Below are 13324 nucleotides of genomic sequence, written 5' to 3' on the forward strand. Positions count from 1 at the left end.
AGCCGAATATCAATATCACGTCATTCAAAAGCGAACTTGAATTCAAGTGTAAGAAGCTGTAGCCAGTTCTCAATGCTCGTCGTTATAAACGAACTTCGGCATTTCCCAATGGAAGCGAATCGCCAACAACCGCAGCAGAAAGCCACCGAACAGGGTGATCAGAATCGCCTGTTCGCTCGGCACATTCAGATACAGACAAAGCATGTAACACCACGCCGCAGCGAACGAGACGCTGGCGTACAACTCGCGGCGGAAGATCAGCGGAATGTCGTTGCAGAAGATGTCGCGCAGGATGCCGCCGAACACCCCGGTGATCACGCCGCTGACCGAGGCCACCAGCATGCCGTGGCCCATTTCCAGGGCGGTCATGCAGCCGATCAGGGTGAACGCCACCAGACCGACGGCATCGAGCACCAGAAACAGCGAGCGAAGATGGCGCATCCAGCGCGCGGTGAACACGGTGATCATCGCTGCGACCGTGGTCAGCACAAGGTATTCCGGGTGTTTGACCCAGGTCAGCGGGTAGTGCCCGAGCAGCACGTCGCGCACCGAACCGCCGCCCAATGCGGTGACGCAGGCAATCAGCACCACACCGAACCAGTCCATGCCGCGACGGCCCGCAGACAGGGCGCCGGTCATGGCTTCGGCAGTAATGGCGACGAGGTAGAGCATCAGCAACATGGTGGCGGTCCTGGCAGGAAGGCGCGCAGTCTAGCCATTTCAGGGCGGCACCAGAAGTGCGTTTTGCTGAACGTCTGTGACGAGGGGATCTGGCTGCTGCACAGCCAGGCGGGAGCAAGCTCCCTCGCCACAAGGTCGCCGATCTCAGAACTTGATGAAATGCTTGCGGTAGTGCTGCAGCTCGGCGATGGACTCGCGGATATCATCCAGCGCCAGGTGAGTGCTGCCCTTCTTGAAGCTGTCGCGCACGTCCGGCGCCCAGCGCGCGGCCAGTTCCTTGAGGGTGGAAACGTCGAGGTTGCGGTAGTGGAAATAGCTTTCCAGCGACTTCATGTGGGTATAAAGGAAGCGGCGATCCTGGCAGATGCTGTTGCCACAGATCGGCGACTTGCCCTTCGGCACCCACTTTTCGAGGAAGGCGATGGTTTCGGCTTCAGCCTCGGCCATGCTCACGCGGCTTTCACGCACACGCTGGGTCAAACCGGAGTTGCCGTGGGTGCGGGTGTTCCACTCGTCCATGCGGGCCAGGACTTCGTCGCTGTGGTGAATGGCGATCACCGGGCCTTCGGCCAGGGTGTTCAGGTCACTGTCGGTGACGATGGTGGCCATTTCGATGATGACGTCGTTTTCCGGATCCAGACCGGTCATTTCCAGGTCGATCCAGATCAGGTTCTGCGGGTTTTGCATATTTCGGCTCCTAGGCAATGCTGCGCAGTTTAGCCTAGGGCGGTGCCCGGGCGTGCTAAACTCGCGGCCGTTTTACCTAATCGCTGCATTCTTCAGACGGAACACCCATGGCCAAACGCCAACTCAATCGTCGTCAAAACTGGCGCATCGAAAAGATTCAGGGCGAGCGCGCCGCCCGCGCCGCCAAACGCGAGTCCTCGGCTGTCGAGGCGCTCGAAGGCGGCGACCTGGGCCCGGAACAGCACGGCCTGGTGATCGCCCACTTCGGTGTGCAGGTCGAGGTCGAGGCCGTTGACGGCGAACTGGCCGGCCAGGTCTTCCGTTGCCACTTGCGGGCCAACCTGCCAGCGCTGGTGACCGGTGACCGCGTGGTCTGGCGCGCCGGCAACCAGGGCATCGGTGTGATTGTCGCGCAACTGCCGCGCACCACCGAACTGTGCCGTCCGGACAGCCGTGGTCAGCTCAAACCGGTGGCCGCCAACGTCGACATGATCGTCATCGTCTTCGCCCCGCTGCCCGAGCCCCATGCGAACCTGATCGACCGCTATCTGGTCGCGGCCGAGCACGCCGGCATCCGCCCGTTGCTGCTGTTGAACAAATTCGACCTGATCGACGAGCAAAACGCCCCGGCCCTGAACGCGTTGCTGGCGGTATACCGCACCCTGGGTTATCCGGTGCTGGAAGTGTCGGCGCACCACGGCAACGGCATGGAGCAACTGCAAACGCTGCTCGACGGACGCATCAGCGTGTTCGTCGGTCAGTCCGGTGTCGGCAAGTCGTCGCTGGTCAACAGCCTGCTGCCGGACGTCGAAACCCGTGTCGGCCCGCTGTCCGAATGGTCCGGCCAGGGCACCCACACCACGACCACTGCGCGACTGTTCCACTTCCCCGGCGGCGGTGAACTGATCGACTCCCCGGGCATCCGCGAATTCGGCCTGGGCCACGTCAGCCGTGCCGATGTCGAGGCGGGGTTCATCGAGTTCGACGACCTGCTCGGCACCTGCCGCTTCCGCGACTGCAAGCATGACCGCGAGCCGGGTTGCGCCTTGCTCAAGGCCCTTGAGGATGGGCGCATCCAGCAACAGCGGATGAACAGCTACCGCTCGATCATCGCCAGCCTTCCCGAAAACGGCTACTAAACAGCCAGACACAAAAAAGCCGCGATCATCTCGCGGCTTTTTTGTAGGTCACTGCTTCGGCGCGGGTGCCGGTGCAGTGGCCGGTGCGGCAGGCGCCGGGGCTGGCGCCGCGCTGCCCGGCTCGGCCGGTTTCGGCAGCGGGTCGTCGAACAGGTTCAGCCGTTCGCGCAACTCGTGGGCCGGCACTGGCTGCTGATCCGCCGGCAAGGCGTTCGGGTCGACCGGTTTGGCCGGATCTGCGCCGTTCTGCCCTTCGGCCGGTTTCGCCGGCTCAGCGCCTTGCGAACCTTCGATGGCGGCCTGGGCCTTTTTGGTCAACACCACGATGTCGATACGGCGGTTGACCGGGTTGAACGGGTTTTCCTTGTCGAACAGTGCCGACGAGGCGTAACCCACCACCCGCGCCACTTGGCCGTCCGGATAGCTGCCCGCCACCAATGCACGCCGGGCGGCGTTGGCACGGTTGGCCGAGAGTTCCCAGTTACCGAAGTCGCCGGTGCCGGTGTACGGCTTGGCATCGGTATGACCGCTGATGCTGATCTTGTTCGGCACCGCTTTGATGGTGTCGGCCATGGCCAGCAGGATGTCTTCGAAATACGGCTTCAGGCGTGCAGAACCGGAGTCGAACATTGGCCGGTTCTCGGCATCCATGATCTGGATGCGCAAGCCGTTCGGCGTGATCTCGAACAGGATCTGGTCCTTGAACTTCTGCAGTTGCGGGTTCTCGTCGACCTTGTTCTGCAGTTCCTGCAGCAACAGTTCCAGACGCTCCTTCTCGACCTGCTCAGCCATGCCTTCAACCTGATCGGTGTCGACCGTGACCTTGTCCGGTTGCGGCTGAGACTTCACTTCAGGGTTGAGGGTATTTTCCGGCGCCAGGGTCGGCGTACCGCCCAGATCGATGATGTAAGGCGTGCCGCTCTCGGAGAAGCCGACCGGGTCCTTGAAGTAGCCGGCAATAGCGATCTTCTGTTCCGGCGTTGCGGTGGACAGCAGCCACAACACCAGGAAGAACGCCATCATCGCCGTCGCGAAGTCGGCAAAGGCGATCTTCCACGCCCCGCCGTGATGCCCGCCACCGTAGCGCTTGACGCGCTTGATGATTATCGGCTGGTTATTTTCCATGACTTAGCGACCGCGAACCGCTTGTTCCAGCTCGGCGAAGCTAGGACGGTGAGCCGGGTACAGAACCTTGCGCCCGAATTCCACGGCCAGCGACGGCGGCATGCCGGAAGCCGAAGCCACCAGCGAAGCCTTGATGGCTTCATAAACGTTGAGTTCTTCCTTGGCATCGTGGGCCAGGGAATGCGCCAGCGGGCCGAAGAAGCCGTAGGCCGCCAAGATACCGAAGAAGGTACCGACCAGTGCCGCACCTACGTGCAGACCGATGGACTTCTGGTCGCCCTCGCCCAGGGACGCCATGGTCACCACGATACCCAGTACCGCCGCGACGATACCGAAACCGGGCATGCCGTCGGCAATGCCGTTGACCGCGTGGGAAGGATGCTCCAGTTCTTCCTTGAGGCTGTACAACTCCATGTCGAACAGGCCTTCGAGTTCGTGTGGCGCCATGTTGCCGGACGACATGATGCGCAGGTAATCGCAGATGAACGCGGTCATGCGCTCGTCTTTCAGCACCGCCGGGTACTTGGCGAAGATCGGGCTCGCAGCGGCATCTTCGATGTCGCCTTCGATGGCCATCATGCCTTCACGGCGGCTCTTGTTGAGGATTTCATAGATCAGGCCAAGCACTTCCAGATAGAACGTGTGGCTGAAACGCGAGCTGAACATGCCCAGGGATTTCTTGAGCACGTGCATGGTCATGTAACCGGGGTTGGCCTGGAGGAATGCTCCGAGTGCCGCACCGCCGATGATCATCACCTCGAAGGGCTGGATCAGGGCGGCAATCTTGCCGTGGGAGAGCACGTATCCGCCGAGCACGCTCGCGAATACGACGATGATGCCGATAATTTTAGCCATAGGTAGAAAGTACTTGTTTAAGTCGGGTTCAAGGTCATATTCGGAAGTTAAAAAATCTCTTCTTCTACTTATCGGCAAAACTGCGCCAGACTATAGCCAGTTCAGGCGAAAAGCCAATTTAGCCCGTGCCGGGCGCGTCTACAGCAGATCAAGATCCCGTCCAGACATGGCTAATGAAACGAACGTCCCACACGCAAGACCGACCACACTCGATGGCTGGGTGAAGCTGCTCGACGGCGTGCGCCTGCCGGTGCCGCAAGAGGCCCATGACAAGGTCTGCCGGGCGATCCGCGACAATCGCAGCTCGTTGCGCGACATTGCCGATCTGATGCAGGACAGCCCGGCGCTGGCCCTGAGCATCATCCGCGAAGCCAACCGCCATACACAGGGCAGCCTGACCGCACCGGCGGAAAACCTTGAGGTGGCGATCAATCGCCTGGGTCTGGCCCGCACCGAAGAACTGCTGGCACGCCTGCCCGCCGAACCGCAGGCGCAAATTCCCCAGGCCTTGCGCCAGATACAGATGATCAGTCAGCACGCCACGCAGCAGGCCAACGGTTTTTTTGCCAGTCGCCTGGCGCGGCTGTGGCAGGACATTCACTGGGGCAGTCTGTTGTTTCTGTCGCCGCTGTGGCCGTTGGCGCTGACCTTTCCCAAACTGCTCGAGGAATGGGAAGTTCGGGTCATCCACAAGGGCGAATCGGCCCGCGACGTGGAAAAACAATTGTTCGGCGTGCGCCTGCTGAAGATCGGTGCGGCACTGGTCGAAGCCTGGCGCCTGCCGATCTGGGTGCAGCAGGGATATCGATTGCTGCTCACCGAGCAGCGCGAACTGGTCAAGGTCCTGCGCATCGCTCGCGATGTCGATCATCCGTTGCGCCAACAGAATCGCCTGGATGACGACCCGACCCTGCGCAACTGGCTCAATCAGCCGGCCAATACCGTGCTGCTGGCCAATGGTCTGGCGCTGTCGGCGCAACAGGCCTGGGACAGTCCGCACAGCGAGCGCTGGCAATACCTGACCAGCCTCTATCTGCAAATCCCGATGGACGAAGTGCAACAACAGCTGCACCAGCAGGCCGCCAACAGTGCGCGCCGGCATTCGATGCCGGATCTGTGGCACCCGGCGGTTTCACTGCTGTGGCCTTGGGGCACCCGGCGCCTGCCCGCCGGCATGCTGCCGGCCGCCGCACCCAACGCCGAAGATCTGGCCAAATGGCGCCGACAATGCGCCGAGCTGCTGGCCGAGCCGAGCCGTTTCACCAACGCCATGCACTTGACCATCGCCGCCCGCGACGCGCTGGTGGCCAGCGGCATGCGCCGGGTGATGATCCTGATGGCCGACCGCACCCAGTCCAGTCTGCGTGTGCATCAGATTTCCGGCTTGCCGAAAGAAGCCGCCGCGCTGAACTTCATCGTCAGCCAAAGCACCGTGTTGCAGCGCTTGCTCGCGCAGCAGGCACAGGTGCGGATCACCCCGGACAACAACGCCCAGTTTTCCGCCCTGCTGCCGCCGTCCCTGCGTACGCTGTTCCGTGGCGAACATCTGTTTCTGCGCTCGCTGGTCCATAACGGCCGGGTGATCATGATCGTGGTCACCGACCAGGGTGGCGGACCGTTCGCCGACATCACCGTGCAAGCCTTCGGCAAAACCGCGCAGTGCATCGAGAAAGCCCTGCACAGCTTTAGCCAGCGCGGCCAATGACAGCTACAATCCTTCCCCTTTGTGCTCTGGAGACCTCACATGTCTGACTTCTCTGGCCTGGCGCTGGTGATCGAGCCGAGCGACCTGCTCCCGCGCCTCGATGCCCGCAACCTGATTCTGGTGGATCTGACCAGCGCCGCCCGCTATGCCGAGGGTCATATTCCCGGCGCACACTTCGTCGATCCGAAGCGCACCCAGCTGGGCCAGGCACCGGCTCCGGGCCTGTTGCCGACAAAAGAAAAACTCGAGGAACTGTTCGGTGAACTGGGCCACAACAAGGACGCGGTCTACGTGGTCTATGACGACGAAGGCGGCGGCTGGGCCGGGCGCTTCATCTGGCTGCTCGACGTGATCGGTCACGATAAGTACCACTACCTCGACGGCGGCCTGCCGGCGTGGCTGGCGGAAGGTTCGCCGATGTCGATCCGGGTTCCACCAGCGGTCGGCGGCCCGGTGGCCCTGACCCTGCACGACGAACCGACCGCCACCCGCGAATACCTGCAAAGCCGACTCGGTGCCGCCGATCTGGCGATCTGGGATGCTCGCGGTCCACTGGAATATTCCGGCGAGAAAGTCTTGGCGGCCAAGGGTGGGCACATCCCCGGCGCAGTCAATTTCGAATGGACGGCCGGCATGGATCAGACGCGTCAGCTGCGCATCCGTACCGACATGCCGCAGATCCTCGAAAACCTCGGGATCACCAAGAACAAAGAAATCATCACTCACTGCCAGACCCATCACCGGTCCGGTTTCACTTATCTGGTGGCCAAGGCCCTCGGTTATCCGCGGGTCAAGGGCTACGCCGGTTCCTGGGGCGAATGGGGCAACCACCCCGACACCCCCGTCGAGCTTTAAGGATTTTTAAGGACAGTCATGAAAGAGCGTTTGTTTATCATCAGCCAGTACCTGCTGCCTCACCACTTGCTGTCGCGCCTGGCCGGCTGCATCGCCGAGTGCCGCGTGCGCTGGTTCAAGAATGCCTTTACCACCTGGTTCGCCAAGCGTTATCAGGTGGACATGTCCCAGGCGCTGGTTGAAGACGTCACCGCTTACGAGCACTTCAACGCCTTCTTCACCCGTGCGCTGAAAGACGGTGCCCGTCCGCTGGACCAAACGCCGGGCGCGATCCTCAGCCCGGCCGACGGTGCGATCAGCCAGCTCGGCCCGATCGAGCACGGTCGTATCTTCCAGGCCAAGGGCCACAGCTTCAGCGTGCTGGAACTGCTGGGTGGCGACGCAGCCAACGCCGCGCCGTTCATGGGTGGTGAATTCGCCACCGTTTACCTGTCGCCGAAGGACTACCACCGCGTGCACATGCCGCTGGCCGGCACCCTGCGCGAGATGGTCTACATCCCGGGCCGGATCTTCTCGGTCAACCAGACCACCGCTGAAAACGTCCCTGAGCTGTTCGCCCGCAACGAGCGTGTAGCGTGCATCTTCGACACCGAGCGCGGGCCGATGGCCGTGGTGCTGGTGGGCGCGATGATCGTGGCTTCGATCGAAACCGTGTGGGCCGGTCTGGTCACGCCGCCGAAGCGTGAGCTGAAAACCTTCCGCTACGACGAAGCCGCCCGTGCGCCGATCCACCTGGAAAAAGGTGCGGAACTGGGTCGCTTCAAGCTGGGTTCGACCGCGATCGTGCTGTTCGGGCCGGATCAGGTGAAATGGGTTGAAGAACTGAAAGCCGGCTCGCCGGTACAGATGGGTCAGGCCCTGGCACTGTCGAACGCCTGAACCTGCTGATCCGCCCCTGCGCACGTCTGCGAAGGGGCGGACACGACCTGAACGGCGCCGTTACTCTATCTGCCCACGGAAGCCGATCGGCCCTTCGTTGGCGTAGGTATTGGTGCCGCTGAGGTTTTTCCCGCCGTCACTCGAGGTGACATTCAACGCGATAACGTTCTGGTTATCCCGACCGCCGATCACCCATTTGCCACCTGGATGCCATGGAGCATCATTGCCGCCCCACTGGTTCTCGACGTTGTACTGGTTCTGGCCAGTGCGCTGAGCCTTGAAGCCAATAGGGCCTTCGCCGGCGTAGGTCATGGTGCCGGTGAAGGTTTTGCCGCCGTCGCCGGACTTGATGTCGATGGCGACGACTTTCTGGTTGTCCCGCGCGCCCAGAACCCAGGTTCCACCCGGATGCCAAGGTGCCGAACTACCGCCCCATTGGTTTGCCACTGCGTATTTAGACATGAACCTCATCTCCTTGAAGTTTTTCAGAGACCTGCCCGAAGTTGGCGGCAAGCCGTGCAACCGTGCGTTTCCGATCGCACGCCAGAGAGCCTAGTAGCGCCTGCCGAAATGGCATCAGGCCAGCAGACCAACGGTAAAAAAGCCCGACAAGCGCCTGCGAAACGGACCACAACTGCTAGAGTTTCTGGCATTGCCCTATTCGCCGCCGGAGCTGGTCACGGCATGAGTGAGCCTCGATTCCAACCGCAACTGAGCGCACCGACGCCAACGCAGTTGCGCCTGTCTTTCTGCGAAGCGACTCCACGCGACCTCAAGCGCTGGATCGCCGGCCTGCCCAAGGCCAACATCGGCGAAACCGCACGTCAGCTCTATCAGGGCCTCGGTGAACTCAATCAATTGCTGACGCCCAGCGACAACCGCCTGCACCTGCTGGAACTGCTGCGACCCGAGGTGTACTTCGTCTGCCAGCACCTTGAGCGACACTTTCTGCATCAGGCGATCATGCTCGACGAACGCTCACGCAAGATCAGCAACCTCTGTCAGGCCCTGCAAAGTCATCTGGCCATCGGTTACAAGCAGATCGTTCTGCGGATCGCCCCCAAATACTCAAAAGACCGGGCCGCCCTGCTGAGCGAAGCGCTGCAACGCGCCGTTCATGCACTGAAAGGACAACTGGTGCGCGCCACGCAGTTGTACAGCCCGGCGCCGGAACAGCTGTGGTTTGAGCTGCACCAGTTGTTTCGCTGTGCCTGCGACTTGCAGTTGCAACACCGTCGGGTCCGTGACGATCTGGCCAGCCTCGCCGGTGAACTGAGTGTCGAACAGACCTATATCGCCGCCCTGCTGCTGGGCAGCGCCCGCTGCAATCAGATGCGACAGAACCCGATCGCCCAACTCGCGCAGGTGCTTGAACCCTGGAGCGCCTGGCTGAAACTGCATCCCGGCGCCTCGGGCGAGGGATTGTTCGCGATTTCTGCGGAGATCGACGCCGGTCCGCGCTATCGCAGCAAATTTCGCAGCGAACAACAGCCCGGCCTGCTCGGCTTTAATCCGCAACCGCTGGTGAATGCCATCGAGGCTCACCTGCTGCATCAGGACACCTCGACGCCGCTGCCGGTGCCGGCCGGCCTGACCCTCGACACCCTGCAACATCTGCACGCCACCTGGGGCGAGGCCGCCGAGCGCAGCTTCCAGCGCACCGTAGGCCAGGGCAACCTGACCGTGTGCGTCGGCATGAGCGCCCTGCACTTCTATCTGGGCGGTGAGCGCACATTCAGCGAATTGCTCAAGCATCCCGGTTCACGCGCGGCAAACTTCAGCCGCGCGGTGGTGCAAGGGGAAAAGGACAGCTGGAGCCAGGCCTTCGACGCTGCTCCACAGAGCAAGGCCGACGAATTCCTGCCCTACGAAGAAATCCGCTACGAGCCGCTGGCGGACGACGAAGGCGACGCCGACAGCCCACCGCACTACCCGACGTATGCCTTGCCGGTCATCAACCACAGTCCCGGCGGTTACTGCCTGGCGTGGCCAAAAGAAGTGCCTGCCGAATTGCAGACCGGGGAAATGGTCGGCATCCAGGACACCACGAACCAGGGCTGGAGCATTGCCGTGGTGCGCTGGATCCGTCAGGTGCGCGGTGCCGGGACACAAATGGGCATCGAACTGGTGGCGCCACACGCCCAGCCCTGCGGCCTGCAACTGGTGCGCACCCGGGACGATCACAGCCATTACCTGCGAGGTTTGCTGTTGCCGGAAATCAGCGCCATCGACTTGCCCGCAACGCTATTGGCACCGCGACTGCCGTTTCAGGAAGGCAACAAAGTGCTGATCAACACCCAGGGCGAAGAACACCGCGCCGGGCTGGATCGGCGGGTGGCAAGCACACACAGTTTCAATCAGTTTGCCTACCGCTCGCTGGAAGCCGCGCAGAATGGCGGGAGCGAGGAGGATTTCGATTCGTTGTGGAAGTCCCTTTGAACAAGGATCGCAGCCCAAGGCTGCGATCCTGTGCAAGGGTTCAGAGCTGTCCGTCGCGATCCCGGAAGCCCAACAGATACAGTACGCCATCCAGACCGAGAGTCGAGATCGCCTGCTTCGCCGACTGTTTGACCAGCGGCTTGGCACGGAACGCCACACCCAGACCGGCAATCGCCAGCATCGGCAGGTCGTTGGCGCCGTCGCCCACGGCAATGGTCTGTTCCAGGCGCAAACCTTCTTTTTCAGCCAGTTGCTTCAGCAGATCGGCCTTGCGCTGGGCATCGACGATCGGCTCGATTGCCACGCCAGTGCATTTGCCGTCGACCACTTCCAGTTCGTTGGCGAATACGTAGTCAATGCCGAGTTTGGCTTGCAGTTGCTTGGCGAAGTAAGTGAAGCCGCCGGACAGGATCGCGGTCTTGTAGCCCAGACGCTTGAGTTCGGCGAACAGGGTTTCGGCGCCTTCGGTCAGGCGCAGGGAAGCGCCGATCGAATCCAGCACGCTGACATCCAGGCCCTTGAGCAGCGCCAGACGTTCCTTGAAGCTCGCGCGGAAATCCAGCTCGCCGGCCATCGCCCGCTCGGTGATTTCCGACACCTGGTCACCCACACCGGCGGCCTTGGCCAGCTCGTCGATGACTTCGGCTTCGATGAGAGTCGAATCCATGTCGAACACCGCCAGGCGACGGTTGCGACGGAATAGCGAGTCTTCCTGGAAGGCGATGTCGACGTTCAGCTCCTGGGCAACGCTGAGGAACTCGGCGCGCAGGGCCTGTGGATCAGCCGCTTCGCCACGCACGGAGAACTCGATGCAGCCCTTGCCCTTGTCGGCCGGCGTGTCCAGCGGCATGCGACCCGACAGACGGTCGATGTGGTCGATGTTCAGGCCATATTTGGCGGTGATCGAGCTCACGGCCTGCAACTGGCCGGCGGTGACCTTGCGGGTCAGCAGGGTGACGATGTGGCGCTTTTTGCCCTGATTGCCCACCCATTGCTGGTAATCCTCTTCGGACACCGGGGTGAAACGCACCTGCTGGTCGAGCTCGTAACCCTTGAACAGGATGTCCTTGAGCACCGACTGGCCTTGCTCGGAGTCGGGGATTTCCACGAGGATGCCGAACGACAGCATGTCGTGAATCACCGCCTGACCGATGTCGAGGATATTCACACCACCCTGGGCCAGAACACCGGTAATGGCCGCCGTCAGACCCGGACGGTCGACTCCCGTGATGTTAATCAGGACGATTTCGCGCAACGCGCACCCCCGCAACTGGAAAAAAACCGCATTCTACCCACTTTCAGTGACCATCGGGCACCGCCAGCGCTTTGCCGGTCTAGGGCCTGTCGCTATACTGCGCGTCAACTTCACGGACAAAAGAGCCGAGCTCAGTGAACCGGCCCACGCCAGTTAAAACCGATAACTTCTTCCTGCTGATCTTCCGTGCACTGCGTCACCGCCGTGTACCGATTGCATTGCGCATTGCCAGCCATAACGTGATCCTGGTCGCCCTGGCCCTGGTGATCTATGCCTGCGTGATGGGCTTGCAGTTCAAGCAGGCCATGCACGAGCAGGCCGATGCGCTGGGCGAAAGCCTGACCACGCAGACCGCCACTTCCGCGACCGAACTGCTGGTGTCCAACGACATCCTCAGCCTCAACGTGCTGCTCAACAACCTGACCAAGAACAAGCTGGTGGCCCACGCCGCCATCTACAGCGTGGACAACCGCATCCTCGCCGAGTCCGGTCAGCGCCCCAAGCACAGCCTGCTGGGCGAAGCCGAAGGCATGTACGAGAGCAAGATCACCTTCCAGGACGTGACCGCCGGGCAACTGCGCATCAGCCTGGACATGGACCAGTTCCAGCAGCCGATGACCATCAGCCTGCAGAGCATGGGCATTCTGAGTGCGATCCTGCTGGCCCTGTCTCTGGCCCTGAGCTTGCGTCTTGGCCGGCACATCTCCACGCCGCTGCTGCAACTGCGGGTCTGGCTGCGCCGGATCGACGAATACACACCGGGGACCGAGCGTCAGGACGAGATCGGTGATCTTGCCCGTCAACTGCACGCCAACTTTGCCCCGGAGCCAGCCCCCAAGCCTGAACCGGAACCCGAATTCGAGGACGACGATGTCGAGCCGGAATTCGAAGTGCGCAACCTGCGTGATCCGAGCTTTGATGAAACCCGCCCGATGGCCGCGCAGAAGCCTGCGCCCCGCCATGTGGTCAGCACCGTTGAAGACGACGATGACGAAGACCCGTTTGCCGATCTGCGTGACGAGTCGCTGAACCAACCTGCGCAACCTGCCGCTCGCCAGCCAACCCCGAGTGTGCCGCAACACACCGCGGTGCTTGCCGTGCAACTGGGCTCGCAAGAGCAATTGCGCCGTTTGCCACGGGCACGCCTGGAAGAGTTGCAGGAGCGCTATCGCGACTGCCTGGAACAGGCCGCTTCGCTGTATCAGGGTGAAATCGAAACCCTGAACGATGGCAGCACGCTGATGCTGTTCCACACCGAAGACAGCGGCGACGATTACCTGACCAACGCCATCTGCTGCGGCGAACTGCTGCGGGCGCTGGGCCACCAGTTGCAGATCGAAGTCGCCGACAGCGGCATCACCCTGCAATTGCAGCTGGGTCTGACTCTCGGTGACGAGCTGTTCGGCCTGAGCCAGATCGACCTGCTGCTGACCGATTCCGCCCAGGACGCCCTGGCCCTGTCGCAACACAGCCGCAACCTGCTGCTGGTGGAGCGCAAGATCGGTGACGACGCGCTGATTCGCCAGCGTGCGCGGATCCGGCCGATTGCCAGCCCTGAGGGCGCGTGCTGTGTTGAGCGGTTGATGGAGCCTTATCCGTCGATGCTCGAGCGGCAACTGGCGCGGATGCATGAGCGTCGGGCCTGAGGCCTTGATGTGAAGGAGCCCGCAGATGAGCGATTGTCTGCGGGCTTTTTTGTTGCCC

The 13324-nt window shown here is 62.0% G+C and carries 12 protein-coding genes; 6 read left to right on the top strand and 6 right to left on the bottom strand.

What is annotated here, in order from left to right:
- Positions 1 to 69: 69 nt before the first annotated feature.
- Positions 70 to 681, bottom strand: a complete 612-nt coding sequence (locus DXT77_RS24045; protein ID WP_064379088.1) for a trimeric intracellular cation channel family protein — start codon at positions 679 to 681, stop codon at positions 70 to 72.
- Between the two features lie 144 nt (positions 682 to 825).
- Positions 826 to 1368 carry an oligoribonuclease gene (gene orn, locus DXT77_RS24050; protein WP_065258764.1) on the bottom strand — a complete coding sequence of 181 codons (543 nt, stop codon included), beginning with the start codon at positions 1366 to 1368 and terminating at the stop codon, positions 826 to 828.
- Positions 1369 to 1475: 107 nt separating this feature from the next.
- Between orn and rsgA the strand changes: the two genes are divergently transcribed.
- Entirely contained in the window at positions 1476 to 2507 is a 1032-nt protein-coding gene (rsgA, locus tag DXT77_RS24055; RefSeq protein WP_085711151.1) for a small ribosomal subunit biogenesis GTPase RsgA, read from the top strand.
- Positions 2508 to 2555: 48 nt separating this feature from the next.
- On the opposite strand, the gene motB is transcribed toward rsgA, so the two are convergent.
- Both motB and motA read right to left on the bottom strand, forming a co-directional pair.
- The gene (gene motB / locus DXT77_RS24060; RefSeq protein WP_114881206.1) at positions 2556 to 3632 is read right to left on the bottom strand and encodes a flagellar motor protein MotB; all 1077 of its coding nucleotides are present in this window, start codon (positions 3630 to 3632) and stop codon (positions 2556 to 2558) included.
- Positions 3633 to 3635: 3 nt separating this feature from the next.
- Positions 3636 to 4487, bottom strand: coding sequence for a flagellar motor stator protein MotA (gene motA, locus DXT77_RS24065; protein ID WP_114881205.1), 852 nt, complete (start codon positions 4485 to 4487; stop codon positions 3636 to 3638).
- 166 nt (positions 4488 to 4653) lie between these two features.
- Between motA and DXT77_RS24070 the strand changes: the two genes are divergently transcribed.
- The 3 genes from DXT77_RS24070 to asd are packed head-to-tail and all read left to right on the top strand — an operon-like array spanning position 4654 to position 7926.
- Positions 4654 to 6192, top strand: a complete 1539-nt coding sequence (locus DXT77_RS24070) for an HDOD domain-containing protein (protein WP_119429456.1) — start codon at positions 4654 to 4656, stop codon at positions 6190 to 6192.
- 39 nt (positions 6193 to 6231) lie between these two features.
- Complete coding sequence (locus tag DXT77_RS24075; protein ID WP_119429457.1) at positions 6232 to 7047, top strand: rhodanese-like domain-containing protein; 816 nt, start codon at positions 6232 to 6234, stop codon at positions 7045 to 7047.
- A gap of 18 nt (positions 7048 to 7065) precedes the next feature.
- Positions 7066 to 7926 (top strand): archaetidylserine decarboxylase, encoded by an 861-nt coding sequence (asd, locus tag DXT77_RS24080; protein WP_065258758.1) that lies wholly within the window; start codon positions 7066 to 7068, stop codon positions 7924 to 7926.
- A 60-nt stretch (positions 7927 to 7986) separates the two neighbouring features.
- Here asd and DXT77_RS24085 read toward each other — a convergent pair whose 3' ends face one another.
- Positions 7987 to 8388 (bottom strand): lectin OAA, encoded by a 402-nt coding sequence (locus DXT77_RS24085; RefSeq protein ID WP_065258757.1) that lies wholly within the window; start codon positions 8386 to 8388, stop codon positions 7987 to 7989.
- A 222-nt stretch (positions 8389 to 8610) separates the two neighbouring features.
- On the opposite strand from DXT77_RS24085, the gene DXT77_RS24090 reads away from it, so the two are divergent.
- Complete coding sequence (locus tag DXT77_RS24090) at positions 8611 to 10365, top strand: molecular chaperone (protein WP_119429458.1); 1755 nt, start codon at positions 8611 to 8613, stop codon at positions 10363 to 10365.
- 40 nt (positions 10366 to 10405) lie between these two features.
- On the opposite strand, the gene serB is transcribed toward DXT77_RS24090, so the two are convergent.
- Entirely contained in the window at positions 10406 to 11620 is a 1215-nt protein-coding gene (gene serB / locus DXT77_RS24095; RefSeq protein WP_119429459.1) for a phosphoserine phosphatase SerB, read from the bottom strand.
- Between the two features lie 134 nt (positions 11621 to 11754).
- Here serB and DXT77_RS24100 point away from each other — a divergent pair, with 134 nt between their 5' ends.
- A complete protein-coding gene (locus DXT77_RS24100; RefSeq protein ID WP_119429460.1) occupies positions 11755 to 13266 on the top strand; it encodes an AhpA/YtjB family protein in 1512 nt (503 codons plus the stop codon).
- The last annotated feature ends 58 nt before the right edge of the window (positions 13267 to 13324 follow it).

This window comes from Pseudomonas sp. 91RF, assembly GCF_003576265.1.
In the GTDB taxonomy this organism is placed as follows: domain Bacteria; phylum Pseudomonadota; class Gammaproteobacteria; order Pseudomonadales; family Pseudomonadaceae; genus Aquipseudomonas; species Aquipseudomonas kribbensis.

Excerpts from the sequence above, each read along its gene's own strand:
- DXT77_RS24045 (WP_064379088.1), bottom strand. The coding sequence starts at position 681 with ATGTTGCTGATGCTCTACCTCGTCGCCATTACTGCCGAAGCCATGACC.
- orn (WP_065258764.1), bottom strand. The coding sequence starts at position 1,368 with ATGCAAAACCCGCAGAACCTGATCTGGATCGACCTGGAAATGACCGGT.
- rsgA (WP_085711151.1), top strand. The coding sequence starts at position 1,476 with ATGGCCAAACGCCAACTCAATCGTCGTCAAAACTGGCGCATCGAAAAG.
- motB (WP_114881206.1), bottom strand. The coding sequence starts at position 3,632 with ATGGAAAATAACCAGCCGATAATCATCAAGCGCGTCAAGCGCTACGGT.
- motA (WP_114881205.1), bottom strand. The coding sequence starts at position 4,487 with ATGGCTAAAATTATCGGCATCATCGTCGTATTCGCGAGCGTGCTCGGC.
- DXT77_RS24070 (WP_119429456.1), top strand. The coding sequence starts at position 4,654 with ATGGCTAATGAAACGAACGTCCCACACGCAAGACCGACCACACTCGAT.
- DXT77_RS24075 (WP_119429457.1), top strand. The coding sequence starts at position 6,232 with ATGTCTGACTTCTCTGGCCTGGCGCTGGTGATCGAGCCGAGCGACCTG.
- asd (WP_065258758.1), top strand. The coding sequence starts at position 7,066 with ATGAAAGAGCGTTTGTTTATCATCAGCCAGTACCTGCTGCCTCACCAC.
- DXT77_RS24085 (WP_065258757.1), bottom strand. The coding sequence starts at position 8,388 with ATGTCTAAATACGCAGTGGCAAACCAATGGGGCGGTAGTTCGGCACCT.
- DXT77_RS24090 (WP_119429458.1), top strand. The coding sequence starts at position 8,611 with ATGAGTGAGCCTCGATTCCAACCGCAACTGAGCGCACCGACGCCAACG.